At 60.8% G+C, this 26937-nt stretch carries 27 protein-coding genes and 1 pseudogene; 18 read left to right on the forward strand and 10 right to left on the reverse strand.

Annotated features, from left to right (window positions below; translation table 11 throughout):
- The first annotated feature begins 2 nt into the window (after window positions 1-2).
- From LB557_RS11395 to LB557_RS11415, 5 genes are all read left to right on the forward strand, one after another.
- Window positions 3-1133 carry a glycosyltransferase gene (locus LB557_RS11395; RefSeq protein ID WP_224643596.1) on the forward strand — a complete coding sequence of 377 codons (1131 nt, stop codon included), beginning with the start codon at window positions 3-5 and terminating at the stop codon, window positions 1131-1133.
- Complete coding sequence (locus LB557_RS11400; protein WP_224713058.1) at window positions 1130-2224, forward strand: glycosyltransferase; 1095 nt, start codon at window positions 1130-1132, stop codon at window positions 2222-2224. Before LB557_RS11395 ends, LB557_RS11400 begins: the two co-directional genes overlap by 4 nt.
- Window positions 2221-3324, forward strand: coding sequence for a glycosyltransferase (locus LB557_RS11405; protein WP_224643818.1), 1104 nt, complete (start codon window positions 2221-2223; stop codon window positions 3322-3324). The genes LB557_RS11400 and LB557_RS11405 overlap by 4 nt, the downstream gene beginning before the upstream one ends.
- Before the next feature lie 23 nt (window positions 3325-3347).
- Entirely contained in the window at window positions 3348-4394 is a 1047-nt protein-coding gene (locus tag LB557_RS11410; RefSeq protein ID WP_140617540.1) for a UDP-glucuronic acid decarboxylase family protein, read from the forward strand.
- An 80-nt stretch (window positions 4395-4474) separates the two neighbouring features.
- Window positions 4475-4675, forward strand: a complete 201-nt coding sequence (locus LB557_RS11415) for a hypothetical protein (protein WP_224582624.1) — start codon at window positions 4475-4477, stop codon at window positions 4673-4675.
- Window positions 4676-4681: 6 nt separating this feature from the next.
- Here the strand turns inward: LB557_RS11415 and LB557_RS11420 are convergent, their stop codons facing one another.
- Window positions 4682-6439, reverse strand: coding sequence for a hypothetical protein (locus LB557_RS11420; protein WP_224643817.1), 1758 nt, complete (start codon window positions 6437-6439; stop codon window positions 4682-4684).
- A 156-nt stretch (window positions 6440-6595) separates the two neighbouring features.
- Between LB557_RS11420 and LB557_RS11425 the strand changes: the two genes are divergently transcribed.
- The 10 genes from LB557_RS11425 (at window position 6596) to LB557_RS11470 (ending at window position 15539) form a co-directional block, all read left to right on the forward strand.
- Window positions 6596-7699, forward strand: coding sequence for an inositol-3-phosphate synthase (locus LB557_RS11425; protein ID WP_140665740.1), 1104 nt, complete (start codon window positions 6596-6598; stop codon window positions 7697-7699).
- The gene (locus LB557_RS11430) at window positions 7696-8292 is read left to right on the forward strand and encodes a histidine phosphatase family protein (protein ID WP_140617543.1); all 597 of its coding nucleotides are present in this window, start codon (window positions 7696-7698) and stop codon (window positions 8290-8292) included. The genes LB557_RS11425 and LB557_RS11430 overlap by 4 nt, the downstream gene beginning before the upstream one ends.
- A gap of 14 nt (window positions 8293-8306) precedes the next feature.
- The gene (locus LB557_RS11435; RefSeq protein ID WP_224643816.1) at window positions 8307-9407 is read left to right on the forward strand and encodes a glycosyltransferase; all 1101 of its coding nucleotides are present in this window, start codon (window positions 8307-8309) and stop codon (window positions 9405-9407) included.
- Window positions 9407-10210 (forward strand): sugar phosphate nucleotidyltransferase, encoded by an 804-nt coding sequence (locus tag LB557_RS11440; protein ID WP_224643815.1) that lies wholly within the window; start codon window positions 9407-9409, stop codon window positions 10208-10210. Before LB557_RS11435 ends, LB557_RS11440 begins: the two co-directional genes overlap by 1 nt.
- A 2-nt stretch (window positions 10211-10212) precedes the next feature.
- Window positions 10213-10974: a TIGR04290 family methyltransferase gene (locus LB557_RS11445; RefSeq protein WP_140715391.1), complete on the forward strand. Its 762-nt coding sequence runs from the start codon at window positions 10213-10215 to the stop codon at window positions 10972-10974.
- Window positions 10967-11899 carry a beta-xylosidase gene (locus LB557_RS11450; protein WP_140617546.1) on the forward strand — a complete coding sequence of 311 codons (933 nt, stop codon included), beginning with the start codon at window positions 10967-10969 and terminating at the stop codon, window positions 11897-11899. Before LB557_RS11445 ends, LB557_RS11450 begins: the two co-directional genes overlap by 8 nt.
- A gap of 129 nt (window positions 11900-12028) precedes the next feature.
- Window positions 12029-13093: a glycosyltransferase family 4 protein gene (locus tag LB557_RS11455; RefSeq protein ID WP_224643814.1), complete on the forward strand. Its 1065-nt coding sequence runs from the start codon at window positions 12029-12031 to the stop codon at window positions 13091-13093.
- Complete coding sequence (locus LB557_RS11460) at window positions 13090-14082, forward strand: GNAT family N-acetyltransferase (protein WP_224643813.1); 993 nt, start codon at window positions 13090-13092, stop codon at window positions 14080-14082. Before LB557_RS11455 ends, LB557_RS11460 begins: the two co-directional genes overlap by 4 nt.
- Before the next feature lie 70 nt (window positions 14083-14152).
- Window positions 14153-15238, forward strand: a complete 1086-nt coding sequence (locus LB557_RS11465; RefSeq protein ID WP_224643812.1) for a class I SAM-dependent methyltransferase — start codon at window positions 14153-14155, stop codon at window positions 15236-15238.
- A 124-nt stretch (window positions 15239-15362) separates the two neighbouring features.
- Window positions 15363-15539 (forward strand): hypothetical protein, encoded by a 177-nt coding sequence (locus tag LB557_RS11470; RefSeq protein WP_015319163.1) that lies wholly within the window; start codon window positions 15363-15365, stop codon window positions 15537-15539.
- On the opposite strand, the gene LB557_RS11475 is transcribed toward LB557_RS11470, so the two are convergent.
- A complete protein-coding gene (locus tag LB557_RS11475; RefSeq protein ID WP_015319164.1) occupies window positions 15540-16103 on the reverse strand; it encodes a sigma-70 family RNA polymerase sigma factor in 564 nt (187 codons plus the stop codon).
- A gap of 355 nt (window positions 16104-16458) precedes the next feature.
- Between LB557_RS11475 and LB557_RS11480 the strand changes: the two are divergent.
- Window positions 16459-18507: pseudogene (locus LB557_RS11480) on the forward strand (catalase); the annotation flags it as partial.
- A gap of 68 nt (window positions 18508-18575) precedes the next feature.
- Here LB557_RS11480 and LB557_RS11485 read toward each other — a convergent pair.
- The 3 genes from LB557_RS11485 to LB557_RS11495 form a co-directional block, all read right to left on the reverse strand.
- Window positions 18576-19070 (reverse strand): hypothetical protein, encoded by a 495-nt coding sequence (locus tag LB557_RS11485; protein ID WP_224643810.1) that lies wholly within the window; start codon window positions 19068-19070, stop codon window positions 18576-18578.
- A gap of 369 nt (window positions 19071-19439) precedes the next feature.
- A complete protein-coding gene (locus tag LB557_RS11490) occupies window positions 19440-19742 on the reverse strand; it encodes a hypothetical protein (protein WP_140665686.1) in 303 nt (100 codons plus the stop codon).
- Between the two features lie 236 nt (window positions 19743-19978).
- Window positions 19979-20641 (reverse strand): methyltransferase family protein, encoded by a 663-nt coding sequence (locus tag LB557_RS11495; protein ID WP_140665683.1) that lies wholly within the window; start codon window positions 20639-20641, stop codon window positions 19979-19981.
- A gap of 233 nt (window positions 20642-20874) precedes the next feature.
- On the opposite strand from LB557_RS11495, the gene LB557_RS11500 reads away from it, so the two are divergent.
- Complete coding sequence (locus LB557_RS11500; protein WP_411970544.1) at window positions 20875-21648, forward strand: sterol desaturase family protein; 774 nt, start codon at window positions 20875-20877, stop codon at window positions 21646-21648.
- A 93-nt stretch (window positions 21649-21741) separates the two neighbouring features.
- Here the strand turns inward: LB557_RS11500 and LB557_RS11505 are convergent, their stop codons facing one another.
- Genes LB557_RS11505 through LB557_RS11525 form a run of 5 tightly spaced genes read right to left on the reverse strand, consistent with a single transcriptional unit; the run spans window position 21742 to window position 26204 of the window.
- Window positions 21742-22266 (reverse strand): prepilin peptidase, encoded by a 525-nt coding sequence (locus tag LB557_RS11505; RefSeq protein ID WP_140665678.1) that lies wholly within the window; start codon window positions 22264-22266, stop codon window positions 21742-21744.
- A 1-nt stretch (window position 22267) separates the two neighbouring features.
- Complete coding sequence (locus LB557_RS11510) at window positions 22268-22825, reverse strand: tetratricopeptide repeat protein (protein WP_140665676.1); 558 nt, start codon at window positions 22823-22825, stop codon at window positions 22268-22270.
- A gap of 55 nt (window positions 22826-22880) precedes the next feature.
- Window positions 22881-23837, reverse strand: coding sequence for a type II secretion system F family protein (locus LB557_RS11515; RefSeq protein WP_181177949.1), 957 nt, complete (start codon window positions 23835-23837; stop codon window positions 22881-22883).
- Between the two features lie 7 nt (window positions 23838-23844).
- Entirely contained in the window at window positions 23845-24816 is a 972-nt protein-coding gene (locus tag LB557_RS11520) for a type II secretion system F family protein (RefSeq protein ID WP_140665674.1), read from the reverse strand.
- On the reverse strand, window positions 24816-26204 hold the full coding sequence (locus tag LB557_RS11525) for a CpaF family protein (RefSeq protein ID WP_140665671.1): 1389 nt from the start codon (window positions 26202-26204) through the stop codon (window positions 24816-24818). The genes LB557_RS11520 and LB557_RS11525 overlap by 1 nt, the downstream gene beginning before the upstream one ends.
- Window positions 26205-26745: 541 nt before the next feature.
- Here LB557_RS11525 and LB557_RS11530 point away from each other — a divergent pair.
- The gene (locus tag LB557_RS11530) at window positions 26746-26925 is read left to right on the forward strand and encodes a Flp family type IVb pilin (protein WP_140665668.1); all 180 of its coding nucleotides are present in this window, start codon (window positions 26746-26748) and stop codon (window positions 26923-26925) included.
- Window positions 26926-26937 lie beyond the last annotated feature (12 nt).

Raw genomic sequence — 26937 nt, forward strand, 5'->3', positions numbered from 1 at the left:
TCATGCGCTTCTTGTTCTACACTCACTCGCTCGTCTCCGACTGGAACCACGGCAATGCCCATTTCCTTCGCGGCGTCATGCGCGAACTGGTGGCGCGCCGGCATCAGGCCATCGCTCTGGAGCCGGCGGACGGCTGGAGCCGATCGAACCTACTGGCCGAGAGGGGATCCTTCGCGATCGAACGTTTTCGCAAGGATTTCCCCGAATTGATGCCGGTGACCTACGATGCCGGGTTCGACCATGAAGCCTGGATCGCCGAGGCCGACGTGGTGATCGTCCACGAATGGACCGACCCGGAGCTTGTCGCTCGCATCGGCCGTGCCCGGGCCGATGGCGGCAAATTCACCTTGCTGTTTCACGACACCCATCACCGCGCCGTGTCGGCCACCGAGGCAATCTCGGCGCTCCGCCTGGAACATTATGATGGCGTTCTCGCCTTTGGCGAAGCGCTGCGCGAGAGCTATCTGCGCGCCGGGTGGGGCAAGCGTGTCTTCACCTGGCATGAAGCGGCGGACGATCGGCTGTTCAAACCGCACCCGGAAATCCACGCGACGTCCGACCTGGTCTGGATCGGAAACTGGGGCGACGACGAGCGGACGGCCGAAATCCAGGAGTTCCTGATCGAACCCGTGCGCGATCTCAGTCTTCAGGCCACTGTTCACGGTGTCCGCTATCCCGAGCCGGCACTTGCCGATCTGGCAGCCGCCGGTCTGCGCTACGAAGGGTGGATCGCCAATGCCGACGTGCCGAAGGTGTTCGCCGCGCATCGTGTCACCGTGCACATCCCGCGGCGTCCTTATCGTCAAGGCTTGCCCGGAATTCCGACGATCCGCATGTTCGAGGCACTTGCCTGCGGCATCCCGCTGATTTCAGCGCCTTGGTCCGACGTCGAGCAGCTTTTCAGGCCCGGCATCGACTTCCTGTTTGCCGAGGATGGATCGCAAATGCGGCAACACCTCCAGGCGGTGTTGGCCGATCCCGATTTTGCGGCCTCCCTGGTGACCTCGGGTCTCGAGACCATCCGCTCGCGGCACACCTGCCGTCACCGCGCCGACGAGTTGTTCGACGTGCTCTGGCAATGCACGACCCTGCACACCGCCGAGCTGACCGCCGCAAAGGAAGCCGCAGCATGAAGATCGCATTCTATGGATCGAGCCTTTTGTCGTCCTACTGGAACGGCGCCGCGACCTATTACCGAGGATTGCTGAAGGCGCTTTCGCAACTGGGCTACGAAATCACCTTCTACGAACCTGACGTTTATGATCGGCAGAAGAACCGTGACATCGAGGCGCCGGACTGGTGCTCTGTCGTCGTCTACGAGGCAACCCACCATGCCCTGATGCAGGTGGCGGCGCGTGCCGCCGAGGCCGATATCGTCGTCAAGGCGAGTGGCGTCGGCTTCGAGGACGAGGCGCTGCTTCGCGCCGTGCTCGACCACGCCCGCAGCGATGCGCTCATCGTATTCTGGGACGTCGACGCGCCGGCCACACTCGCCCAACTGCGTGACGAGCCGGACCACCCGCTGCATCGTGCGCTGCAAGAAATCGACCTTGTGCTGACCTATGGCGGCGGCGATCCCGTAGTCTGGGCCTATCGTGCCATGGGCGCGAACGAGTGCGTGCCAATCTACAATGCGCTCGATCCCGAAACGCACCACCCGGTCGCTAGGAATGCGCGTTTTGCCTGCGATCTGGCGTTCCTTGGAAACAGGCTGCCGGATCGTGAAGCGCGTGTGGGATCGTTCTTCCTCGATCCTGCGAGCCAGCTGCCGGAACAACGTTTTCTTCTCGGCGGATCTGGGTGGGGCGACAAGCCGCTCCCCGCCAATGTCGGCTGGCTCGGCCATGTCGGCACCCGCGATCACAACGCCTTCAATGTCACGCCGAAGGCGGTGCTGAACATCAGCCGCGACAGCATGGCCGCGAACGGTTTTTCACCCGCCACGCGTGTCTTCGAGGCGGCCGGCGCCGGCGCTTGCCTGATCACCGATGCCTGGCTCGGCGTCGAGCTGTTCCTGAAGCCCGACGAGGAGATCCTTGTGGCGCGCGACGGCGGCGATGTCGCCGAAATCATGCAGGCGCTGACTCCCGTCCGGGCAAAGGCGATCGGCCAGGCCGCACTTCGACGCGTTCTCGCCGATCATACCTACGCATTGCGGGCGGCCGTGGCTGATGCGGTCTTCAAACGGCATTTGACGCACGGGACCGTGGAGGCAGCCGAATGACCAGGCAGTTGGACATCGTCTTTCTCGGCCTGTCGCTTTCCTCGTCCTGGGGAAACGGCCATGCCACCACTTTTCGAGGTCTGTTGAAAGGCCTCCACCAACTCGGCCATCGCGTAACTTTTCTGGAGCGCGATGTGCCGTGGTACGCCAATCACCGCGATTTGCGCGACCCGGATTTCTGCGCCTTGCGCTACTACGAAACCGTGCAGGAACTGCAACGCGACCACGCGCGGTGTCTGCAACAGGCCGATGTCGTGGTGATCGGCTCCTTCGTACCGGAAGGGCGCGCGGTGATCGACACCGTCGCTTCACTTTGCAAAGGACAACTCTGCTTTTACGACATCGACACGCCGGTGACCCTGGCGAAGCTGTCGGCGGACGATTGCGACTATCTGAGCTGGCGCCAGATCCCCTACTTCGACATCTATTTCTCTTTTGCCGGCGGCCCGATGCTTGCCGATCTGACGCAGACCTTCGGCGCACGCCGCGCCGAGCCGCTCTACTGTTCGGTCGATCCGGAACGGCATCACCGCACCGCCGATCCGATCGGCTGGGATCTCGGTTATCTCGGCACCTACAGCGCCGACCGGCAAGCCACGCTCAACGCGCTTCTGCTCGAGCCTGCACGGCGCATGCCGGATCGGCGTTTCGTCGTGGCCGGCTCGCAATATCCGTCCGACATCGACTGGCCCGACAACGTCGAGCGCATCGAACACTTGCCGCCGGCCGATCATGCCGCATTCTATAGCCGTCAGCGCTACACCCTGAACGTCACACGCAGTTCCATGATTGCCGCGGGATGGTCGCCCAGCGTGCGCCTTTTCGAAGCCGCTGCTTGCGGCACGCCGATCATCAGCGACCGCTGGCCAGGCCTCGACAGCTTCTTTCCCGCATCGACGATCCACACGGCCAAGAAGGCGGACGAGGTCGTCGCGATCCTGTCCCGGGAATCGGCTCGTACACGTCTCGCCATGGCCGACCGGGCACGCGAACTCGTCCTTGCCTCTCACACCGGTGTGGCCAGGGCTCGCGAATTCATCACGGCGCTTACGCAAAAGGGGGCGGTGGTCCTCGATCTCGATATCGGAAGTGCAGCATGACTGGCAGACAGGAGAAAATCGCGATGCGACAAACAAAAAAAGCGCAAAGGGCAAAGACGGTGCTCGTCGCCGGTGGCGCGGGCTTCCTCGGTTCGCATCTTTGCGAAGCATTGTTACGCGATGGCTGGCGTGTGATCTGCGCCGACAATTTTCTTACCGGTCGCATGGAGAACATCAACGCGATCATGGACCAGCCGGGTTTCCGGTTGATCGAGCAGGATATCTGCCGTCCATTGGACCTTGGCGAGCCGGTGGATCGCATTTTCAACATGGCCTGCGCCGCCTCGCCGCCGCGTTACCAGGCCGATCCGATCCACACCACACGAACCTGCGTCATCGGAACGTTGAACCTGCTCGAACTCGCCGCCCGCAACGACGCGCGATTGCTGCAGGCCTCCACGAGTGAAGTGTATGGCGATCCGGAGCAACATCCGCAGAGGGAAGATTATGTCGGCCATGTGAACTGCACCGGCCCACGCGCCTGCTACGACGAAGGCAAACGCACCGCCGAAACACTTTGCTTCGACTATCTGCGAGCCGGCAAGGCCGACGTTCGTGTCGCGCGTATCTTCAACACCTACGGGCCGAGAATGGATCCGGCGGACGGCCGCATCGTCTCGAACCTGATCATGCAGGCGCTTGAGAAGCGCCCGCTGACGATTTTCGGCGACGGCATGCAGACGCGATCCTTCTGCTACGTCTCCGATCTGATCGATGGGTTGATGGGCCTTATGGATATCAATCCCAATCCGGGCAAGCCCGTCAATCTGGGCAACCCCGGCGAATTCACCATTGTGCGACTGGCGGCATTGGTGAAGGCTATGACCGGCACCAAATCGGACATGACGTTCCTGCCGCTGCCGCAGGATGATCCTCGACGCCGGCAGCCCGACATCTCGCGCGCAAAAACGCTGCTCGGCTGGACGCCAAGAGTGCCTCTCACCGAGGGGCTCGCGCGGACGATCAGCTATTTCGCCACGCTTGAAGGCGGCTCGATCGGCGATCAAATGGCAGGACGCTCCACAAGGGCGAGACCCACGTCAGGCGGGCTGCAGAACCTCCCTGCCTGATGCCGGACCGCGGTCACATCTTCGCATCGATTCCCGCGGGAACATCCAGGCAAGCTTTTGGTTTGACGGGAGGACCACATATGGAGGACCTCCTCATGCACCCCAAGCGATCTCGGACCGATATCGACAGGATGGCGGAACGAGAGACGGCTGCGTATTTGCGGCGAGCCTCAATCACCTATCTGGAGTGCTGTGTCAGCCTGATGATGACGCATCTGCAGCGGGAGGAGGTGGCCAGTATTCTCGAGCAGGAAGCAGACATGCTGCGCAGGCTGGATTGATGCAGACTAATCGGCCCTGGCCTGGCCCAGGAACCGTGTCAGTCCTGCCTCATATCGGTTTACCGTCTCCTCCAGCCTTGCTCTTTCCCAGCCATTCTCGGATTGGGCGGCCATGCTCCACAGCCCGAGCTGAAACGCCAAATAGCAAGGTTTGAAATAATCGATGAGCCTGGTGTCGATGCGGCTATCCATGCGGTTATCCATGCCGCCGATCAACGCCGCCGCCTCGGCTTCGGACAAGTCATATTCTACGCAGGCGCCGGCAATATCCCATTCTATCGGCTGGCAGCCGATCAGATCGTGTCCTCGGCAATGGTCGACTGCATCCGTCTTGATCAGCGTGCCATCGGAACCGACCAGAAACTCCCAAGGGTGAAGCCTGCCGTCGATCTCGACCCGTGCCAACACCTTTGTGGGCGTGTGCTTCGAGAACCAGGTCCGCAGTCTCGCCGCCTGGCTTTCGCCCAAAGCTTCGGAAGCATTGTGAACCGCCATCTCCGCGAGGGCGAGCAATGATGCGCCGGCTTCGCAGGTCCGTAGATTGGTCGCACGCCAGGCCAGATAGCGTGTGAACGCCGCGACAAGTCTCTGCCTGGACAGCGGCAGCTGATCCATCGTGGTTCCATCGGTCCACCGTTCGACCAGAAAACCGTGGCAGACCCCGATGACTTGCGGTCCGAACCCGGCTTGATGCAACATCCTGGCGGCTTGCATCTTGCGCAGCCCGGTTTCGCCGAGGCCGACAAATTTGACAAGCCAGCGACCTTGACCCGCGGAGGCCAGGAACTTTCGCCGTTCGGTGCCGCGTGTGCTCGGTGGCCAGCGCTTTTCGTCGGCGTAGTGAAGGGAGCGCCACGCGCCCCCGGATATTTCGGTCAAGCGCAATTTCGGACTGCCAACCGCCTCGGCTACCCAATCGCGCAGCGTTGGACTTTGCGAGCTTTCGGGGAAGGTGCGTTCGAACGTCATCGCCACATGCCTGCGGCAGCGCACCCATGTCTCCCGAACATCCGGCGAGGCTTCGGCGCCCGGATCGCCCGAATGGCTGGGGAACAGGTGAATGCGGTCCGTATCGATGCCCTGTTTTCTCAGCCACGCGACGACGGCATGGACCGAACTTCCCGACAGGCCGGGACCTTCGTCGACGACCGCGAAACGGGCCGACGGCTCGTTCCTCCAGGCCGCCGCCAAACCCGGATCGGCATTGAGGCGCCGATCGAAAGGATGCCCGATCGGGCGCACGCTGATGGGCGCCGGCGCACCGATCGCGGCCGCCACCATGGCCGCGAGCCCCAGGCCGATGCTGCGGATGCCGATCACGCATGTGTTCGCATCGAGACCTGATACCTGCGCCGCGCCGAGATAACTCTCTGGATAAAGCGCATAATGCGCGTAGCCCTCGGACGAGCCGGTCAAAACCTCTGCCTTGCAATCGAGTGCGGTCAGCATTTGGAGAAGTCGCGGGTCGACGCCACCGTCCACAGCGAACCCGCTTCGCCACGACCTCGCCACCTCTACCGCAAGCCCGACCAGTAGCCTGGCGCCTTGCCGTTGCGAAGGCGAATTGGTGTCGACGCCCCGGGCCTTGAAGTCGACATCCGCGAGCCCCTGGACCAGTTCCGACACGCTGACGAACAGCCCGACCAATGCGGCATGGCGCCGGATGCCGCAAGGCATGCGATCGAGGCCTTGGGCCATTTCGATCGCCGCCTCCTGAAGCTGTCGTGCATCCTCGGTCCGCTTGTGGTCGCCGTAGACGATCATTGGTCGATTTCCGGTGCTTGCCGTGCGGGCAACGCGGCGCGTCCAGCTTCGATCCATGCTGCTTCGCGCAATTTTTGACCAAGCCAAGGAACATTCCGGCACGGTGGCGGTTCGGCGCAAGGAACTTACCTTTGAACAGCATAGGGCGGCAGTTTCGTGGGATCGAAAAAAGTTCGTGTTGGCATCGTTGGAGTGGGCAATTGCGCATCCTCCCTGGTGCAGGGCCTCTCCTATTATCGCCATGCCAAAAGCAACGAACCAATCCCGGGGCTGATGCATGCCGATCTCGGTGGCTATCACGTCGACGACATCGAAATTGTCTGTGCGTTCGATGTCGCCAAAAGCAAGGTCGGCCGTGACGTCGCGGATGCGATCTACGCTCCCCCCAACAACACGTTCCGCTTTGCCGACGCGCCGACGACCGGCGTTCTCGTCGAACGCGGGCCGACGCTTGACGGGATCGGCAAATATTTGCGCGACGAAATCGAAGAAGCGCCCGAACCGGTTGCCAATGTCAGCGAGATCCTGCGCGACAGCGGAGCCGATGTGTTGGTCTCCTACCTGCCGGTGGGTTCGGAAGAGGCGACGCACTTCTACGCTGAATGCGCGCTCGAGGCCGGCTGTGCCTTCGTCAATTGCATACCGGTTTTCATCGCCTCGCGTCCGGAATGGCGCCGGCGCTTCGAGCAACGCGGGCTGCCGCTGGTCGGCGACGACATCAAGAGCCAGGTCGGCGCCACCATCGTGCACCGGTTGCTGGCCAATCTCTTTCGCGAGCGCGGCGTGCGCATCGATCGCACCTATCAGCTGAATTTCGGCGGCAACACCGATTTTCTCAACATGCTCGAACGCGAGCGGCTGGAATCGAAGAAGATCTCCAAGACGCAATCGGTAACCAGCCAGCTCGATGTTCCCCTGGAGCCGGGCAACATCCATGTCGGCCCCAGCGACCACGTGCCTTGGCTCACCGACCGCAAATGGGCCTACATCCGCGTCGAAGGCACGACCTTCGGCGGCGTGCCGCTGAATGCCGAGCTCAAGCTGGAAGTGTGGGATTCGCCCAATTCAGCCGGCGTGGTGATCGATGCGGTGCGCTGCGCCAAGCTCGCGCTCGACCGCGGCATTGCCGGGGCGCTGACGGGTCCTTGCAGCTATTTCATGAAATCGCCACCCGAACAGTTCACCGACGCCGAAGCGCGCCAGCGCACGCTCGCTTTCATCGCCGGTAAGGACGAGCCATTGCTGGATGCCGCGGAATGACGACGACGTTCTTTTTGATCCGCCATGCGGCGCACGACAATGTCGGCTCGTACCTTGCGGGCCGCATGGCCGGTGTATGTCTCGGCGAGGCCGGCAAGGCTCAAGCCGAGCAGCTTGGCGGCCGCATGGCCCGTGAGACGATTGCAGCCATTCTATGCAGCCCGCGCGAGCGCACGCAGGAGACGGCGGTTCCGATCGCTCTCGCTTGCGGTGTCGGCGAAATCGCGATCCGCGCCGAACTCGACGAGATCGACTTCGGCGACTGGTCGGGGAAGACTTTCGACGAATTGAACGGCGATGCCAGTTGGCGCGCGTGGAACGATCAGCGGCAGGAGGCCCGGACACCGAGCGGCGAGACCATGCTGGATGTCCAGGAGCGCATCGTCTCGCTGATGAACGGCGTCCGCGAGCTGCATCAGAACCAATGTGTCGCCCTGATCAGCCACGCCGATGTGATTAAGGCCGCCGTCTGCAAGGTGCTTGGCTTGCCGGTAGGCGACTGCTTTCGCTTCGACATCGATCCCGCCTCGATCACGACGATCGTATCGGGCGACTGGGGCTCGAAGCTCCTGCGATTGAACGAAGCTGCCTGACGAGGAAATTCCCCATGCGGATGGTCATTTTCGGTCTTACCGTCACGTCTTCATGGGGAAACGGCCATGCCACGCTGTGGCGTGGGCTGATCCGCGCCCTCGCCCGGCTGGGCTGGTCGATCACCTTTTTCGAACGCGACACCCCCTATTATGCCGGGACCCGCGATCTGGATCAGCTCGATGGAGGCAACGTCGTCATCTATCCGGACTGGGAGGACATCCGCCGCGTCGCGGAACGGGCGATGAAGCAAGCGGATGTCGTGGTCGTCACCTCTTATTGTCCCGACGCCGTCGAGGCTTCGCGCCTCGCGCAGCAGGCATGCCGCGGACTGCGTGTCTTTTACGATCTCGATACTCCAGTCACGCTTGCCCGCGTCGAACAAGGTGAGCGTCCGCCCTATTTCGGACCTGAAGGCCTTGCCGACTACGATCTCGTCCTGAGCTACACCGGCGGCCCGGCGATCGAGGCGCTGAAGGCGGTGCTGGGCGCGCGCCAGGTGATGCCGCTCTATGGGCATGTCGATCCGGATCAGCACCGGCCGGCAGAGAAGCGGGCCGAATTCGCCGGTGATCTGTCCTATCTCGGAACCTACGCGGCGGATCGCCAGGCCGGCGTCGAAAAGCTTCTGGTTCGCTCGGCCGCGCGCCTGCCCGACCAGCGCTTCATCATCGGCGGCGCACAATATCCGCAGGAATTCCCATGGAGCGACAACATCTTCTTCGTCAGGCATCTGCCACCCGCCGACCATCCGGCGTTCTTCTCCTCGTCGCGGCTGACACTGAACGTCACCCGCGAAGCGATGGCGCAAAAGGGCTGGTGCCCCTCGGGACGGCTCTTCGAAGCGGCCGCGTGTGGGGCTGCCATCGTCACCGACGCATGGCCAGGCCTCGCGGAATTCTTCGAACCCGGCCGCGAAGTGCTGTTGGCGCGCGACACGGATGATGTGGTCGCGGCAATGCAATTGCCGGAGTTCGAACTCGACGGCATTCGAAGGCGAGCCCGCGAACGGGTCTTGGGCGAGCACACTTCCGCCAAGCGCGCAGCGAAACTGGACAAAATCCTGGCCGATGCCTTGCGAAACCCAGTCGGTGAACCGATGAAGGAAGCAGTCTGATGTTGGGCATCGTGCCCGCTGCCGGACGCGGCAGCCGCATTCAACCGCTCGGCTTCTCGAAGGAGCTGCTGCCGGTCGGCAGCAGGATCGACGGACAGACCGAACGTCCCTGCGCCGTGAGCGAGTATCTGGTACGGCGCATGGTCCAGGCCGGCGTCGACAAGATTTGCTTCATCATCGGATCGGGCAAATCCGACATCCTCGAATATTATGCCGCCGGCTATGGTGAGGCGGCAGCGCTCTTCGTGGTGCAGCCCCAACCCGTAGGTCTCTGCGATGCGATTTTCCGGGCAGCGCCCCTCGTCGCGCCCGACGAGGTCGTCCTCGTCGGCCTTCCAGACACGATCTGGTTTCCCGAGGACGGTTTCTGTCACTTGCCTGACGATCAGCTTTCATTTCTGCTCTTCCCGGTGGATAGCCCGGAATTCTTCGACGCCGTCGTTACCGATGATGAGGAGCGGGTGATCGAAATCCAGGTCAAGCGGCAGGACGCCGCCACGAACTGGGTTTGGGGTGCGTTCAAGATGCCCGGCCATATCCTGCATCGGCTTGCGGCACTCTGGCGCGAGCGGGATGGTCGTGACGAATATATCGGCACGTTGATCAACGCCTACCTTGCGGGCGGGGGTGTGGCCTATGGTGTCAAGGCAGGGTCCGCTTATGTCGATGTCGGTACATTCAATGGGTATCGCACAGCTCTGCGGTTGCTTGAAAACGGCGTCCCGTCAGCTCATCACCAGCCCGCAACGATCATGCCCGGCGCGCATTCGCATGTGCCTGTCGTTCCGGGTGAAGGAGCCTGAACATGTTGCATTCCCATGCCGAAATCCGCCGGCGCATCGACGCGCTCGGCCCGTGGTTCCACAATATGGACCTGGCCGGCGTCGAAACCGCGCCCGACCACTTTCTCGGCAACTACCCGCTGATCAAATGGCGCAAATTCGCCGATGCCATACCCGCTGATCTGACCGGCAAGACCGTGCTGGATATTGGCTGCAATGCCGGCTTCTACTCGATCGAGATGAAACGGCGGGGCGCCGCCCGCGTCCTCGGGATCGATTTCGACGAGGCCTATCTGGCCCAGGCCCGCTTTGCCGCCGAGATCGCGGACTGTGATATCGAATTCCAGAAGCTGTCGGTCTACGACGTCGGTGCCCTGCGCGAGACATTCGATGTCGTGCTCTTCATGGGAGTGCTTTACCATTTGCGCCACCCCTTGCTCGCGCTCGACCTGATCCGTGAGCACGTCGCCGTCGACCTGATGATCTTTCAGTCCATGCAGCGCGGCAGCAAGGACCTGCCCGCGTTGGAAGAGAACTATCATTTCTGGACGCATGATTTGTTCGACCAGCCGGAATTTCCCAAGCTGCATTTCATCGAACACCGCTATGCCGACGATCCGACCAACTGGTGGATACCGAACCGGGCCTGCACCGAAGCGATGCTGCGCAGCGCCGGTTTCGAGATCGTTCTGCATCCCGAGCAGGAGGTCTATTTCTGCCGCGCTGCCGGCGATCCGGCCGGCGGTGGCGCGATATATCCGTCGAAAGGAAAGCTCCATGATTGAAGCCGCGATGATCTGGAACGAGCCCAACAACAAATCGCATTGGGACCCCGAGCTCGACCCCGATTGGAGCCGCTTTGCCAGGATGGCAGTCCTGTCGGCGGACGCGATCGCATCCGAGAACCCGGCTCTGATAAAAGTGCTTGGCGGCATCTCGCCGATAGACCCCGGCTTTATCACGCGCATGAAGGAATTCGGCGTGCTGGACCATGTCGACGCCGTCGCTGTTCACGGCTTTCCCCTCGACTGGAACCTGTGGCAAATTCAGGAATGGCCGCAGAAGATCGGTGAGATCGCGACCGTCACCGACCTCCCCATCTGGGTCAGCGAGGTCGGCGTATCGACCTTCGGGGCCGAGGAAATACAGGTCTGGGGGCTCAAGCGCACCGCCGAATTGCTGCTCGGCAACGCACCGCGAATCCAGTGGTACAGCCTCTATGACCTTCCGCGCGAATGGGAAGCAACGACGCGGCATCGCGAGGCGGAGGGATCTTCCTATTACCGCCATTTCCACATGGGGCTGCTGCGCCAGGACGGTACGCCAAAACCGGCGCTGGAAGAATTCCTACGCTACACACCCGCAATGGGCCTGGTGCAGTGGTTTCATTTCGAGGACCCGCGGCTGGACGATGCCGTCGCCTGGATGAAGCGGCTCGGCGTGACCAATATGCGCACGGGGCTTTCCTGGGCCGATAGCTTCAGGCCGAATGCGTTGGACTGGTTCGACCGACAGATGGAAGCGCTCGCCGCTTTCGACGTCACGGTCACCTTCTGCTTCACGCCCGAGCATCGCGGAATGATGCCTCACCACACCAGCCCCCCGCTGGTACCCGAGGAATTCGCCGAGTTCTGTGCAACGATGATCCGCCGCTACGCGCCCGGCATGACGTCCGCCTCGCTCCCGACGCAGCGGGCCTCGGCTGCGTGAGGCTCTCATGCGACCCGGTCCGCGATCATCGGAGGCACTGACCGAAGTCAAGGCTCTCGGCCCCTTCGAGATCGGCACCAGGTCGTGCGCAACCGCCTGCGCCCATCCCGCACCATGGCTCGGCCGGCCATGACGCTCACCGTCCTCAATGTCGCCTATCCCCTCGCGCCTGTCGGACCGGATGCGGTCGGGGGTGCCGAACAGGTCCTGTCGATGCTCGATCGCGCGCTGGTTGGCGCGGGTCATCGGTCTATTGTCGTCGGCTGCCGGGGCTCCAGCGCGAGCGGCACGCTTGTGGAAACACCGGCGGAAGGCGGCGTGCTCGACGAGGCGGCGAAGAGCCGCGCGCAGCAGGCTCATCGAACCGCGATCGCGGCTGCCCGCGCCAGATGGCCGATCGATGTGGTTCATCTGCATGGCATCGATTTCGATGCCTATCTGCCCGACGATGGCCCGACCTTGGTGACCCTTCACCTACCGCTGGACTGGTATCCGGCCGGGGCACTGCGGCCGACGCGCGACGACCTGTGGCTTCATGCAGTCTCGGCCGCCCAGCAGAAAACCGCGCCACCTGGCGCCAAACTGGCGCCGCCAATTCCGAATGGAGTAGATATAGAGGCGCTCAGCCTGCCGCAGCCGAAGCGCGACTTCGCACTGGTTCTGAGCCGTATCTGTCCGGAAAAGGGCATCCACCTGGCGCTGGACGCGGCCAAGCAGGCAGGTGTGCCGCTGGTTGTCGGCGGCAAGGTCTATCCCTATGAAACGCACACGCGGTACTTTCGCGACGAGGTCCAATGTCGTCTCGATGGCCGCCGCCGCTTTCTTGGTCCGCTCGGTTTCACCGCCAAGCGGCGCTTTCTCAACGCAGCACGCTGTCTGGTCATCCCGAGCCTTGCCGCCGAGACCAGCTCCCTCGTCGCCATGGAGGCGCTGGCCTGCGGCACACCGGTGATCGCCTTTCCGAATGGTGCGCTTCCCGACGTGATCGAGCACGGCAAGACCGGTTTTCTCGTCAATACGGTCGACGAGATGGCACAAGCCATCGTTGCGGCGTCAAGCCTGGACGTCGAGACATGCCGCGCCGAGGCGCGACGGCGGTTCTCGCTGGAGCGAATGATCTCGTCTTACATGGATGCCTATCAAGCATTGGCACGACTTGGCACCGATGCCGGGCGCCTCGCCGTCACACCGTGAGCAAGTCTGTGTTGCGCGGCGAGATCATCGATGATCCGGCGCAATTCGATGCGCTTGCGGCGGATTGGTGGGGACTGTGGGAGCAGAGTTCCTCGGCGACGCCGTTTCAATCTCCTGCGTGGCTGGTGCCATGGTGGCGCACATTCGGGCCCGGCGACCTGGCGACGGTCGCGGTCTGGCGCGGAAGCGAACTGATAGGGCTGGCGCCGCTTTATCTGGAGCATGGGACCGCCGGCTCGAAACTTCTTCCGGTCGGCATTTCGCTCAGCGACTATCTGGATATCCTGTGTGTTCCCGGCGTCGAAAACCAGGTCGCGGCCATTGTTGCCGAAAAGATCCTCTCGGTCGGCTGGTCGCAGTGGATCCTGTCGGATTTGCCGGAAGGCGGCGCCGGTCTTGCGATTGCGCATCCCGATCTGAAGGCGGGGCAGCCAGCCACTCATGGTGCTTGCCCCGTGCTCGCCATCGCCGGAGACGATACCCTTGCAGGCTGTGTACCCTCCCGGCGCCGGCGCCAGTTGCGACGGGCGCGGCAGGCCGCATCCAGACGCGGCCGGATCGCGTTGTCGTCGGCACGAGGCGATCCTCAAACCTTCCTCGATCAGTTGATCCGCCTGCACGACGCGCGCTGGGCCGGACACGGAGGTGGCGTGTTGGCCGACGCGGCTGCAGAGAAATTCCACAGGCGCTCACTTCCCTTGCTCGACGCTCGCGGCCTGGTCCGATGCTGGCTTTTGGCAATCGATGGCAGGACGGTCGGGGCCTATTACGGCTTCCACCATCGCGGTCGTGCCTATGCTTATCTCGGGGGCTTCGACCCCGCCTATGCCGAAGAGAGCCCAGGGGCGATCCTGATCGGCCACGCGATCGCGGAATCGATCCGCGAAGGTGCGCGCGAGTTCGATTTCCTGCGCGGCCAGGAAGCGTACAAATATGGCTGGGGCGCCATCGACAGGTGGACGATGCGCAGGGTCTGGACGCGGAGTTGATACCATGCCTGCAACCAAGCCAAAATCCGCTCCGCGCCGCACTACGATCAGATCGGCTGTTGAAGACTGCATGGCGGATGGTGTCTGCGCCGAAGCAGTCGTCGCCAGGCTGGCGCTTCACCTGCAGACTGGGATCAGGGCGGCGGAACTGGCAAAGATCGTGCTGGATATCGTTCCGATGAATGCGCGAGACGCGGAAAGGCTGCAAGAGGTAGCCGGGTTGCTTCGCCGCAAGCCAGATATCTTTGCCACATTGCGAGCGACGGGAGCGGCCGTTCGGCACACACGCGACGACGGGGAGACCGGTGCCGCCGTCGTCACGCGGCTGGCCTCGAGCTTCGATGCGGCGGCAGCGATTTCGGAGACAGCAAGTGTCCAGCTCGCATCCCTAGGGGATGAGGAAAGGCTCTCGGCCACGACCGACGAAGTCGTCGCCTGGCTCAAGCAGCAGGACTTCTCCGGAACCCGCCGGGATATTCTGGACATTGGTTGTGGCATCGGCCGTTTCGAGCATGCGCTTTCCAACTCCTTCAACCGCATGATCGGCATCGACATATCCTCGCGGATGATCTCCATCGCCTCCGAGCGGTGCGCCGCGCTGGGCAACGTCGAGTTGCGGCAAACCTCCGGTCTCGATTTGAGCGAATTCGACGACGGCAGTTTCGATTGCGTGCTGGCGGTTGACAGCTTTCCTTATCTGGTTCTGGCCGGCATGGCCGAGCGGCATTTCGATGAGATCGCACGCGTTCTGAAACGGCCTGGCTGGCTCGCCTTGCTGAACTATTCCTATCGCGGATCGCTTTCGTGGGACCGCGCCGATGTCGGCCGCCTGGCGGAAGCTCACCAAATGCGGGTCGTCATCAATGGCGAGAAGCCGTTTCGGTCATGGGATGGCGAGGCTTTCCTACTGGCTCGTGGCGGCGGAACATTACTGCGCGCCGCCAGTTCGGACGTCGAACCAGAGGCGCCGAAGATCGGCACCGACCCGAAGGAGGAAATCATGGCACCCGCGGCAAGAAAGATCGGCTGCGGGAAACAGCACGGCGATGAGCGCGGGCTGGACTGCAATCTCGTCAAGTCCGATCAATATCAGGATCATGCCGCCGACCAGGCGCCGAAGAACGCCGTCACCCCATGTCCTTTGCCTGCAGCGTAAGGCCAAGGAAATAAAGCTGTGCAAGGATTGGCGGCAACACTGCCGGCGGCGGACATCGCCTTGTAATGTCCGGCGTTTGTCACCACACTAAAGTCAGGGACTGCTGGTTATCAAGAGAATATGGATGTCTCACTCGAGCGACGATACCGCGGACCCGCAATTCGGTCTGGCCATGGATCAGGAGATCACTTCTCTCCTGGACGCCATAGAGCAGGAAAAAATTCCAGACCGGCTAACCAGGCTGGCCATGGAGTTGCAAAACGCGCTGGTTGAGAAACGTCGACGTGACGTGCAGAACTGATTATCTGCGGCTGTCACCCTCCATATCGAGTTGACCATCCGATAGATGATTTCGTCTTTCGATTAGTGTCTGCAACGAACTCTCCCCAAGCAACTCGAGAATATTGGCGCGGGCACGGTTCAGCCGACTTTTTACCGTCCCCACCGCGCAGCCGCATATCTCGGCCGTTTCTTCATAACTCACCCCCAGAACGCCAATCAGCATCAGAACCTCGCGTTGGTGTTCCGGTAGCTTTTGTATGGCGGCGTGGACTTCCTTGCTTTGAACGCTCCATTCCTGGGTGGCTTCCGAAATCGGTCGGGACGACGCGCAGTCGAGCAGGCCTGGCGCTTCCCGGGCAGCGATCTTGACCCGGGTGTAGTACGTGTTGCGCATGATGGTGAAGAGCCACGACTTCATGCGTGTGCCGGGTTCGAACTTGTCGATGTTGGCGAGACCCTTGGTCAGTGTCTCCTGTACCAGATCGTCGGCATCGTCGGGGACGCGGCAGAAGGTACGCGCGAAAGCCCGCATGGCGGGTATGAGCTCAACGATGGAAACTTCATTGGTTTCTTGGTCGGCCAAAATGTAGCCTCCGGATGACAATGGTCCAGCTCCCAGAAGAAGAGTGTATGAACGCAGCCCCTGCTAAATGCATGGAAGTTTGGTTCGTTCCTCGCGCTGAAGACAACTCTTCAGAAATTCCGCGCAGCGGGGGCATCTTACCCAATCGGCCCATGCCGTCGCCGCGATAGGGATGGCGCCTTGGGCGATGCACGCGCGCGCAGCGGTTCTTTCACGGGAACAAAGCCGCGCACCGGCAGTTTGACGTCCTGAGTACTTCCACCCCCCTCCGGCATCAAAACGAGGATATGTCATGGCCAAATCCGCCCGTCGCTCCGCTCGCCAATCGGCAAGTGGTCAGGAACCGGATAGCGCGCGCGGAAACGGCGGGGAATTGCACCAGATCGCCGGGGGTGAGACGCCCACTCTGACCACGGCGCTCGGAACACCGGTCTCCGACGATCAAAACACATTGCGGATCGGCGAACGCGGACCAGCGCTGATCGAGGACTCTCATTTTCGCGAGAAGATTTTCCACTTCGACCACGAACGCATTCCCGAAAGGGTCGTCCATGCCCGCGGCTACGGCGCGCATGGTTACTTCGAGACCTACGAGTCTCTGGCCAAATACACACGTGCCGATATTTTCCAGAGGGCCGGCGAAAAGACACCGGCTTTCGTGCGCTTCTCGACGGTTGCCGGCAACAAGGGCTCGTTCGATCTCGCCCGCGACGTCCGCGGCTTCGCGGTCAAGCTCTACACCAGGGAAGGCAATTGGGATCTGGTCGGCAACAATATCCCAGTCTTCTTCATCCAGGATGCGATCAAGTTTCCCGACCTGATCCATGCCGCCAAACAGGAGCCGGACCGGGCCTTTCCTCAAGCCCAGACCGCTCACGATAATTTCTGGGACTTCATCAGCCTGATGCCGGAATCGATGCACATGGTGATGTGGATCATGTCGGATCGCGCGATCCCGCGCTCCTTCCGCTTCATGCAGGGCTTTGGCGTCCACACGTTCCGCCTGGTCAACGCGAAAGACGAATCCACCTTCGTCAAATTCATCTGGAAGCCAAAGCTCGGCATGCAATCGGTGGTCTGGAATGAGGCGGTCAAGATCAATGGCGCCGATCCAGACTTTCACCGTCGCGATCTGTGGGACGCCATCCAGTCCGGCAATTTCCCGGAATGGGAGTTGACGGTGCAATTGTTCGATCAGGCGTTTGCCGACAGCTTCGACTTCGACATTCTGGACGCAACCAAGATCATTCCTGAAGAGGTGCTCGAACCGATCCCGGTCGGGCGGCTGGTGCTTGACCGGATGCCGGATAATTTCTTCGCGGAGACCGAGCAGGTTGCCTTCATGACGCAGAATGTGCCGCCCGGAATCGACTTCTCCAACGATCCGCTTCTGCAGGGCCGCAACTTCTCCTATCTCGATACCCAGTTGAAACGGCTGGGCAGCCCGAACTTTACCCATCTCCCGATCAATGCGCCGAAGTGCCCGTTCGCCCATTTCCAACAGGACGGACACATGGCTATGCGCAATCCGGTCGGTCGCGCCAACTATGAACCGAATTCATGGGGGCTGGGACCGCGCGAGGATCCGCAACGCGGCTTTCGTTCCTTCGCCGATGCCGAGGACGGGCAGAAGGTGCGTCTGCGCGCGGAAAGTTTCGCCGACCACTACAGCCAGGCCCGGCAATTCTTCAACAGCCAGACACCGCCGGAGCAGCGCCACATCGCCATGGCGCTGACCTTCGAATTGAGCAAGGTCCAGGCACCGGCGATCCGCGAACGCATGGTTTCGCATCTGCTGAACATCGACGAAACCCTGGCGACCACCGTCGCCGACAAGCTCGGCATTCGGAATATGCCCGACCCCGCGGAGGCAGCCGTTCCGACGCGCGACGACCTGCCGCCTTCGCCGGCGCTCAGCATCATCGAGAACGGGCCTGACAGTTTCAAGGGCCGCAAGGTCGGCGTCTTGCTTAGCAATGGAACCGACACAGGGCTGTTCGAAGAGCTCCGTTCCGCCATCGAAACGGAAGGCGCGGTGATGGAGGTGATCGCGCCCAAGGTGGGCGGCGTCGACGCGGCTGACGGCAGCCACATCGAGGCTAGGCACATGATCGACGGCGGCCCGTCTGTGTTGTTCGACGCCGTGGTACTGCTCCTCTCCGAGGAGGGTGCCGAGATGCTGCTCGACGAGGCGGCCGCGAGGGACTTCGTGTCGGATGCGTTCGCCCATTGCAAATTCATCGGCTTCACAGCGGCGGCCCAACCTCTCCTGGCCAAGGCGGGCGTAGCTCCCGATGCCGATGAGGGGTTGATCGGGCTTGATAACGCAGGTTCCGTGAAGACGTTTATAGAGGCGTGCCGCAAACTGCGGCTGTGGGCACGGGAGACCGCTGTCAAGCTTTGATGCGGAGAGCCATGCGCTGTCACACCGGCGCATGGCTGCAAGGCCCGGTATGCAGCCATGCCTGGGCCCTATGGTTGGCGGGCCTCTCTGGCGGCCTGTTCTCGCTGCTGTTTCAGGACCTCGTCGGTCCCGACCAGCTTCTTTGCTCCGCCTGGAATTGCCGTGGACACCACCGCGGGCGGGTCGCTTGCCGGAAAAGAATCCTCCAACCCGGCCTGCAGTTGATCCTCGAGCGTCTGCGGTTCTTCGGAGCGGCCGGGCGTCCTGCGTGTATCCATCTTCTCCAGCGACTGTTTCTTCTTTGGTGACTCATTGGCTTCGCGGATCAAGGCATAAAGCTGCTCGATCGCGAATTCCTTGATCGTTTCGAAATCGGGCCGATCGTCCTTCGTCGCCTCTATCTGATCGACCATGGCCTTCTCGAACCGCCCAAGGCTTTCACCGCCGCAGGCGTGGGAAAGGCGCAGCAATGCCTCGTGCAGCATCATCGGGGTGAAGTAAGCAGACGCTTCAAGCCTGAGTTGCCGCAGACGATCCGGAGTGGCAGCCTGGAATTTTGACATGCACGGTGTCCTTTCTCTCACGAGCGTGTCAACGACAGTTGATCGCCGATGTTCCACCACGCCTGAACATACCTGATGTCCAGCGACCTACCGGAACCAGCTTGCCGGCCTCCGGAACCGTCCATGATCTTGCGTGACTGGTCATGATGAGCCGGTTCTCCCGCAAGGCGCCCGGCGGCCGTTTTCCAGCATGCCACGAATTTCTTGTGATGAAGGAATGCAGGTCCGGCATGCGCCTGCCAATCCGATCGAGCGGACGGCGTTGCCTGACGCCATCGCGGCTCATCGGCGCCCCTGCAGCAAGAACACCGCCCGATCAGTCGCCCCCAGGGAGAAGAACGACTTCGGGCGGCGCTCCGAGCCAGTGGCTCATTTGTTGCAGTTCTGCACGTTCGACGTCGTGTTGCCGGTGGCGGTGTTGTTGTCGATGTCGTTGCCCGCGGCATCCTTGCAGCGGTCGGTCATGCCGTTCGACTTGGTTGTCGAATTTGTCGTGCTCGGGTCGGCGGGCGTGGTCGTCGCACCGGAACCCGTGCCGACGCCGGTGCCGGTCGTGGTGCCACCACTGGTGGCGCCGGACGTCGAGCCTGAACCGGTGCCGTTCGACTGTGCCATGGCCGACGTGGCCAGAGCGACCGTAAGCACGGTGGCGGAGAGAAGTTTGGTGATCATTGGAGCATCTCCTTTGGTTGTGTACTGCTTCCACCAAACCTGTCTTTCCCGGATATGTTCCGAGTGAAACGCTCTTCGGCCAAATTCTCATGGATGGGTTCTTGTGCCGATGCGAACGCTTTCGGCGCGCCTGGGTTTGCTTGCAGCGGTCGGCGTTGGGCGCTGGATCGCCACGCAGATCAAGCGCGCGATCGCGCCTTAATGCGCTATGCGGCTCCGTTCAGGAGGACCGAACATCAGTGGCCGGGCGCAGGCGCCGCTCGACGGAAACGCGGGAGCAGCATTGGGACGCGTTGGGCATATGCCTCATATTCAGGGAAGGTCTGTCGAAGGATACCTTCCTCGTTGCGGGCGCGCCGGTACTGCAGAAGAAACTGAAGCGCACCGAGGACCACCATCAGCGCTGAAAAATGCGAGAGGATCATCCCGAGAACGAATGCCAACTCACTAACGTATAGCGGATGGCGAACAACCGAGTACGGACCGGAGGTGACCAGCTGTCGGGCCGTAGCCATGATCGAGAAGGAGCGGCCCAGCCAATAGAGGCAAAACACCGAGCTGACCATCCCGATGAAAATCAAGCCGAGCGCCACCATTTGCACGGCGTCGCTTTCCAATGCCGGTGTCAGAAACATTGCAACGACGACCATGAACGTCCCGGCCATCGCTGTGATCCTCGGTTCGATTCCCTGAGCGGTTCCTTTTGGCGGGAGTCGGCTGATAGTCAGGAAGACCTGCAAGGCAGACAACACGGTCGCCAGAATTTGATTCAGGACTGCAAGCGCATTTGCCGATACGTTCTGATGGAAATAGGCAAACAGAGGAATCGCGCTGAGAACCGCCAGGACCGTCATGATACAGACGATCGCGATACGGCCGAGAAAATCCTCATTCAACATTTCGCCCTCCCCTCAAAGCGGCACTGAAGCACTACTTGCGCGCGGCGACAAGCAAATGGTTTCCTGAGCGTTAACGGCAAATTGACCCTTAGTCGAAATGTACTTCGAAGCCGCCAAAGCCTCCGGGCTAAAGGTCATGGCGCGCCAGTTAACTGTTTGGACACCATTGCCTTGTGTGCCGGATCACGAAGTGGTTCACTCCTCTCCAGGACGATGTCGTGGATAACAGAGAGATGGAGCCGATGGACCTCTTTGGTCTGCAAGCGCTGCTTATTTGTGCTCTGATCTTCGTGCCGCTTGAACACATCCTCGCGCTCCGGACGCAGCAAAAGATACTCCGAAAGGGTCTCGGCACCGATGTGATCTACGCGGTGGTGAACGGCGCGTTCCTCAAGATCTGCCTCGTCCTAATCGCGGCAGCGGCAATGAGCGCCTCGGCGATATTGGTTCCGCAGAGGATAACGGTGACGGTGAGCAGTCAGGCGACATGGCTCCAGGTCATGGAGATCATTGTCTTGGCCGATATCGGCGTCTACGCCTCACATCGAGCGTTCCATGCAATCCCGGCGCTGTGGCGATTCCACGCAATTCATCATGGGGTCGAGGAGTTGGACTGGATGGTTGCTTTCCGGGCCCATCCAGTAGACCAAATCGTCACCAAGGCCGTCTCGCTTCTGCCGGTGTTCTTTCTGGGATTTTCGTCAAAGGCAATCGCAGTGTACTTCATTATTGCTACCGGGCATGCGCTACTGCTGCACGCCAACGTCAGGATGAAATTCGGGCCGCTCAAATGGCTGATCGCAACGCCGCAATTTCATCACTGGCATCATGCGGATCAACGCGACGCCTATGACAAGAACTTCGCCAGTCATCTTGCCGTCATTGATGCGCTGTTTGGAACGTTCCATGTTCCGGGCTCGAAAATGCCGGAAAAATATGGGGTCGATGAGCCGATCCCGGCGGACTATATCGGCCAGCACGGCTATCCGTTCGTGCGTGGGGGCTAACAACGCCGAAATTCAGCGGATGCCATCGCAAAGCCGGCGGCCGAAACATAAGCCAGACGAAGCAGCGCATCGGCCGCCCAGCGTCCGTCGCTGTCACATCACCAGAGAGCCAGGAACCAAAAAGCCGTATCCGACTTGCAAGGCGATCATGCAAATCGACGCCACCGAGATCGGGACGCCGAACGGAACGACACCTTTGCGATCCAGGTGTTCAACGTAGAGGCGGAACGCACCTTGCGGCAGCAAGAACGGATTTTTCACGACCATGGCCGTGGCGAGGGCGAAAAGCAGCAGCAAGATGGAAAACCCGGCGAGATCATTGCCGCCGACTAGAAACGGCACCACCCCCATCAGCTTGACGTCCCCCGCGCCGACCTTTCGCAGCACCCAAAATGGAAAGAGCGCCACGAACAACACAAGCGCGGCGATGGCGCTCAGCCCCATGTTCCACCACGATCCGGACTGCAGCGACAACAGCAGCAGCGACCCCGCCCCCAGGCAGAGCAGCAGCAGCGCGTCGCGATTGGCTATCTTCTGTGTCGTGAAGTCCAGCCAGGCAACCCTTGCGAGCAAGGGTATCGCGAGCGCCTTCAGCAGCAGCACCTCAACAAGCAGCATGCTAGCGCTCGACGTTCTGCACGCTCGACGACAGCAGCTTCAGATTGTTGGCCACGGTCGGGTCTTTTGGCGCTAGTTCATAGGCTTTGAGGAAACTCGTTCGCGCGTCCTGGAGCTTGCCACGCAGCAGGTAGGAATAGCCGACATTGTTGTAATATTCGGGCGACGCGCCAACTAGCCTGAATGCCCTGGCATAGGCACGGTCAGCAAGGTCGAAACGGCGGATGCGGTCGCAGGAAGCGGCCAGCCCCATCCAGGCGCCACCATCGTTAGGGGCGAGTTGCGTCGCCTTGAAGAACAAGGCGCCGGCATTGCCGTAATTTTCGGCGCGGAACTGGTTCGTGGCTTCTCCTACTGCCTGGTCCGAGGCGTAATATTCGACATCGCTGACCGTCTTCAGCCCGTCAAAGGCATCGCCAAAGGACGTCACGTCGCCCTTCGACGGCTCGTTGGTGCGGGCGACCCCCCCGGTGGTGTCCGCACTATTGGTTTGGCAACCGGCAAGCGCCATCAAAAGACTGGCTGCGGCTACGGCTGCGAGGCACATTGGCCTTTTCATTTTATCCCCCAAGAGTCCTCCGACTCTGTTTTTTAGAACCAAAGCATATACCTACTCAGAAGAAAATGCCCTTCATGCGAATGAGTACGGGCAACATGACGACCATCATCACGACTGGAAAGATGCAGAGCCCTAACGGGATCATCATCTTGACCGGCAAGGCGTTGGCACGCTCCTCGGCGTTCATAATTCTCTGGGTGCGCATCTCGTCGCTATAAATGCGCAAGGCGTCTGTGAGACTGGTGCCCAGTTCTTCCGATTGGCGAAACAGGACGGCCAAGGCGCGCGCCTCTTCCAGCCCGATGCGGTCCGCGAGTTCTCGCAGTGCCTCGCGCAACGGTTTGCCCGCACGCAACTGCAGGGTCACGATCGAGAGTTGAATGCCCAGCCATTTGTGGGTGCCAGCCAATTCAGCGCCAACACGCTCCACGGCCGCTTCGAGGCTCATCCCAGCGTCAGCACAGGTGATCATCATGTCCATGAAGTCGGGAAAGCCGCGCCGATAAACCTGTTTTTGCCCGCTCTCGAAGCGGTCGAGAGCAATGCTGGGAATGACCAGGCAGCCAAGCCCGATCAAGGCTGAACCCGCAAATGCCAGGAAACCAGGCAATTGCGTCGGCAAAATACGCGATAGAACGGCGTAACAGGCCAGGAAACCAACACAGACCGCGCCGAGGCGAGTGATCGTGTAAATTGCCGGTGCGCTTGATTGATAGAACCCCGCCCGGAACAATTTCGCTTCCAGGGCATTCGGCTCGCCACGTTCCTTTTCCAGGCCGCGGAAATAGGCATCGACCGGCCGCTGCGCGGAAATCCTGTTGAGCTCCTGCTGGGCATGGAGCGAGCGGCGACTGGTGATTCCCTCGGCTAAAAGGGTTTGAGTGACGAGCTTCCTTGTCTGGAACACCGGGATGAGGATAAAGGCGCCTAGCAAGAAAAATGCCCCTGCCGCCAGGAAGATGGCGAGAGAGAGCAGCGCAGCCGAATTCCCTATGTTGGTAAACACGTCCATGCCCACACTAGAAATCGAAATTGACCATTCGGTACATTACAAAATCGCCCAACAATGCCCACGCACCAAAGATCACGAACACCGGCATGATAATTGGGCTACCCCAGACATCGCCGTAAAAGCTCGGAGCGAGAACTGACAGCACCCCAAGCATTATAAGTGGGAATAGCGATATTATCCAGGCGGACATGCGGCCTTCGGCGGAAAGAGCCCTGATCTTCATGCGCAATTTCCTCCTCTCACGCAATACTGTCGACAGATTCGACAGTATTTCAGTGAGATTGCCGCCGGTCTTGGCCTGAATGGAAAGCGAAACCGAAAGCAGATGCAGGCCCTCAAAACCGACCCGCTCCGACAATTTTCGAACCGCCTGCTCCAGACTGAGGCCAAAACTGATTTCGTCGGAAACGATGCCAAATTCTGTGCCGAGCGGATCGGGCATTTCACGCGCGACAAGTCCTATCGCGACGGTGGTTGGGTGACCGGCGCGCAAAGAACGCACGATCATATCGAGTGCATCTGGAAGCTGGAGTGCAAATTTATTGATGCGCTTGTTCCTGGCTCTTCGCAAAACGAGAATCGGCAGGGCAAATCCGACCATCAGGAAGACGACGACGGCGACAATGACGGATAAGTGCAGAAGCAACGGCAAAAGAAGTGCCAGCACGAAGCCGGCGAGCAGGAAAACTGCCAGGAAAGTTAGTGGATTGCCGGTGATGCCGGATTGCGTATAGAGCCGGTTGAGCGCGATTGCGCCGAAAATGAAGTCCCCCGATGCGGTCAGCCCGCGTTCCTGCAGCAGTCCCTGCAAACTCTGCTCGGCCGGCTTTTCTTCGCCCAGTCGCTGCAAGCGTCGATTTATGATGCCTGCGCGTGCTCGCCGCCCGGCGATCGAAACAAAGAAGGATTCAGCGGCGAGAATGACCGACGCCGCCGCCAGCACATAGATGAAGTAAAGGAGGGTCTGACCGGTCGGCATCAGAGTGGAACCTGCGGATTGAACGCATCTTTTGCGAAATGATACCCCATTGCCGCAGCTTCGGTGGCAAAACGCGGCCGCACACCGGTGGCGCGAAATTCACCGACAATCGCGCCGTCAGCGCGGACATCGCGACGAACGAATTGATAGATTTCCTGAAGCTGGACGACATTGCCTTCCATGCCGGTCAGTTCCGATATGGAGGTGACACGCCTGCCGCCGTCCGAGAGCCGTTGTGTCTGTACGATGATATCGATGGCCGAGGCGATTTGCGCGCGAATGGAATCGTTGGTCATCGGCATGCCGGCCATACCGACCATCTGCTCGAGCCGCGAGATCGCGTCGCGCGGCGTGTTGGCGTGGATTGTGGTCATCGAGCCTTCATGGCCGGTGTTCATCGCCTGCAGCATGTCGAACGCTTCCTCGCCGCGCACCTCACCGACGATGATGCGGTCCGGTCGCATGCGCAGCGCGTTCTTCAGCAATTCGCGTTGGCGAACCTCGCCCCTCCCCTCGACATTGGGTGGCCGCGTCTCCAGCCGGCCGACATGCGGCTGCTGCAACTGTAGCTCAGCCGCATCCTCGATCGTAATCAGCCGCTCCCTGGACGGGATGTAGCTCGACAACGCGTTGAGCAATGTCGTCTTGCCGCTGCCGGTGCCGCCTGACACCAGGATCGACTTGCGCGCCTGCACGGCGATGCGCAGCAGATCGACCATCGGCTGTCGGATCGAGTTGAACGCCATCAGACGTTCGAGAGAATAAGGGTTCTTGGAGAACTTGCGGATCGAGACCAGCGGCCCGTCCACCGAAATCGGCCGCACCGCGATGTTAACGCGTGACCCGTCTGCCAGCCGGGCATCGACCATCGGCGCCGATTCGTCGACACGCCGACCTATGGCCGAGACGATTTTGTTGATGACGCGTAAGAGATGCGCCTCGTCGCGGAAGCGGATCGCGGTTTCCTCGATCACGCCATATCGCTCGATGAAGACGCGCTTGTGGGTGTTGATCAGAATGTCGGCGATCGAATCGTCTTTCAGCAATGGCTCGATCGGTCCCAGGCCGAGCATTTCGTCGGCAGTGTCGCTGGTCAACTGATCGAGTTCGCGCGCATTCAGCGGCACGCTGTGGCTGCGCACGAACTCGCGCACGATGGGGCGGATCTCGTTCAGTATCTCATCCTTGGACGCGGTTTCGAGCGCGGAGAGATTGAACCTGTCTATCAAATGACGATGCAGTTCGACTTTCAGCGTGAGGAAGTCCTCGCCGTGGGGTTCAATATCAGCAACTGGAGAAACCGCCGGAACGATGGGCAGTACAGTCAGCGGCTCGGCCTTTGTCGCCGCCTGCTGCTCGCTTGCTCCCTTGATAAACCGTCCCAGCATAATCCCTTATACCTCTTCAGCACATATTAGCGGAAACTAAACGTTAACCACGCGACGCACAAGCGCCGAGGCGCCTCACGTACCGCCAATACTTTCAACATAGTTAAGGAGCGCACCAAAAAAATATCGTTTTTATTTATGAGCTCCGCGCTGCCAACCATGACGGAGTGAATAGGCGTCCAGAGCACCCTATCGCGCTTGGGTGCTCTAACATCGCAATCCGCTCCATATCTGGCTATAACCCCTTAGATATAAAGGGTTATGCGATGTTGCTAAATTACCTATTACTCAATTAGGACACATGCATAATTGTGAACGAATGGTTAAGAACGCTTGAAAAATTAGACGAATCAAGCTCTTGCTGAAATTTAGAGGCGTCCTGAACTCGAGATTTCATGTATTGGGAAGTTAAGGAACCGTTAATCCCGTTTGACTCCGCAATTTCTTGGGACCTAGGATCGAGATGACGGGGGATGCTTGGGTATGGAGTTCATCCTTGGCTCTGTCTCGTCGGGTTCAACCTCCAAAGGGAGAAATTGACATGAAGAAGCTCATGACGATGACCCGGCAGTTCCGCGACGACGAAAACGGCGCTGCTATGGTCGAATACACCATCTTGCTCGGCATTATTACGATAGCGGTCATCGGCACCGTCATTACGGTCGGCACGTGGGTCGGCGGCAGATGGACCGCGCTCGCTGGTGCACTTCCGGCGGCGTAATTCTCTGACTGG

The organism is Mesorhizobium sp. BR115XR7A (genome assembly GCF_020165315.1).
Lineage (GTDB): Bacteria > Pseudomonadota > Alphaproteobacteria > Rhizobiales > Rhizobiaceae > Mesorhizobium > Mesorhizobium australicum.

Coding starts and splice junctions, on each gene's coding strand:
- LB557_RS11505 (WP_140665678.1), bottom strand. CDS start 22,266: ATGCTGCTTGTTGAGGTGCTGCTGCTGAAGGCGCTCGCGATACCCTTG.
- LB557_RS11465 (WP_224643812.1), top strand. CDS start 14,153: ATGGCGGATGGTGTCTGCGCCGAAGCAGTCGTCGCCAGGCTGGCGCTT.
- LB557_RS11440 (WP_224643815.1), top strand. CDS start 9,407: ATGTTGGGCATCGTGCCCGCTGCCGGACGCGGCAGCCGCATTCAACCG.
- LB557_RS11455 (WP_224643814.1), top strand. CDS start 12,029: ATGACGCTCACCGTCCTCAATGTCGCCTATCCCCTCGCGCCTGTCGGA.
- LB557_RS11450 (WP_140617546.1), top strand. CDS start 10,967: ATGATTGAAGCCGCGATGATCTGGAACGAGCCCAACAACAAATCGCAT.
- LB557_RS11530 (WP_140665668.1), top strand. CDS start 26,746: ATGAAGAAGCTCATGACGATGACCCGGCAGTTCCGCGACGACGAAAAC.
- LB557_RS11415 (WP_224582624.1), top strand. CDS start 4,475: ATGGAGGACCTCCTCATGCACCCCAAGCGATCTCGGACCGATATCGAC.
- LB557_RS11395 (WP_224643596.1), top strand. CDS start 3: ATGCGCTTCTTGTTCTACACTCACTCGCTCGTCTCCGACTGGAACCAC.
- LB557_RS11525 (WP_140665671.1), bottom strand. CDS start 26,204: ATGCTGGGACGGTTTATCAAGGGAGCAAGCGAGCAGCAGGCGGCGACA.
- LB557_RS11495 (WP_140665683.1), bottom strand. CDS start 20,641: ATGTTGAATGAGGATTTTCTCGGCCGTATCGCGATCGTCTGTATCATG.
- LB557_RS11445 (WP_140715391.1), top strand. CDS start 10,213: ATGTTGCATTCCCATGCCGAAATCCGCCGGCGCATCGACGCGCTCGGC.
- LB557_RS11510 (WP_140665676.1), bottom strand. CDS start 22,825: ATGAAAAGGCCAATGTGCCTCGCAGCCGTAGCCGCAGCCAGTCTTTTG.
- LB557_RS11490 (WP_140665686.1), bottom strand. CDS start 19,742: ATGATCACCAAACTTCTCTCCGCCACCGTGCTTACGGTCGCTCTGGCC.
- LB557_RS11515 (WP_181177949.1), bottom strand. CDS start 23,837: ATGGACGTGTTTACCAACATAGGGAATTCGGCTGCGCTGCTCTCTCTC.
- LB557_RS11485 (WP_224643810.1), bottom strand. CDS start 19,070: ATGTCAAAATTCCAGGCTGCCACTCCGGATCGTCTGCGGCAACTCAGG.
- LB557_RS11520 (WP_140665674.1), bottom strand. CDS start 24,816: ATGCCGACCGGTCAGACCCTCCTTTACTTCATCTATGTGCTGGCGGCG.
- LB557_RS11500 (WP_411970544.1), top strand. CDS start 20,875: ATGGAGCCGATGGACCTCTTTGGTCTGCAAGCGCTGCTTATTTGTGCT.
- LB557_RS11400 (WP_224713058.1), top strand. CDS start 1,130: ATGAAGATCGCATTCTATGGATCGAGCCTTTTGTCGTCCTACTGGAAC.
- LB557_RS11470 (WP_015319163.1), top strand. CDS start 15,363: ATGTCTCACTCGAGCGACGATACCGCGGACCCGCAATTCGGTCTGGCC.
- LB557_RS11430 (WP_140617543.1), top strand. CDS start 7,696: ATGACGACGACGTTCTTTTTGATCCGCCATGCGGCGCACGACAATGTC.
- LB557_RS11435 (WP_224643816.1), top strand. CDS start 8,307: ATGCGGATGGTCATTTTCGGTCTTACCGTCACGTCTTCATGGGGAAAC.
- LB557_RS11405 (WP_224643818.1), top strand. CDS start 2,221: ATGACCAGGCAGTTGGACATCGTCTTTCTCGGCCTGTCGCTTTCCTCG.
- LB557_RS11410 (WP_140617540.1), top strand. CDS start 3,348: ATGCGACAAACAAAAAAAGCGCAAAGGGCAAAGACGGTGCTCGTCGCC.
- LB557_RS11420 (WP_224643817.1), bottom strand. CDS start 6,439: ATGATCGTCTACGGCGACCACAAGCGGACCGAGGATGCACGACAGCTT.